Annotated in this window: 1 pseudogene; it reads left to right on the top strand. The window is 60.2% G+C overall.

The annotated features are described in order from the left end of the window. Positions 1–358: 358 nt before the first annotated feature. A pseudogene (locus SB847_RS20470) lies at positions 359–576 on the top strand (betaine-aldehyde dehydrogenase); the annotation flags it as partial.

The raw sequence follows: 576 nt of genomic DNA, 5'->3' as shown, positions 1-576 counted from the left end.
GATTTCCATCAGTGGGAGAAGTGGTCTGTGCGGTCTGCGCACCATCCGCTTCCGTACAGACCCCGATGGCAGATACATGAGAGGTGACATATGGCAAGCAGTGATCTCATCGCGCCTGACTACCGATACTCACGGGTCGATCGCCCGCTCCCGACGTTCGTCCATGCCTTCCCTGAAGCGCCCTCGCCTTTCTTTACCTGAGCGACTGGGAGACTCCTTTTCCATCCTCGAATCACTGAACAAGTCGGTCACGCGTGCCTGAGCGGCCGTCGATCGACTCACCGAGTCGCCTGATACGGTCTGGCAGCGATCCGTCGCCGCCATCGAGCGACGAATTACCATCCACAGGAGAACAAAAGTGTCGTCTTCATCTGTCAGTGCATCGCCGATCAGCGCAGGCCATCAAAAGGCGCTCGACTGGCTCAAGTCCGGTCCCAAGCGCCTGCTGATTGGCGGACAATGGGTCGAGGCCGTCTCCGGCCGAACCTTCGACACGAGCAACCCGGCGACAGAAGAAACGCTCACCACGGTGGCGGAAGCCGACAGCGCCGACATCGACAAGGCCGCGATTGCCGC

Origin of the sequence: Bacillus sp. SIMBA_026 (assembly GCF_046535335.1) — a bacterium.
In the GTDB taxonomy this organism is placed as follows: domain Bacteria; phylum Bacillota; class Bacilli; order Bacillales; family Bacillaceae; genus Bacillus; species Bacillus velezensis.
Note: the sequence above shows the minus strand (reverse complement) of the source record. Positions and strands in the feature narration are given on the sequence as shown.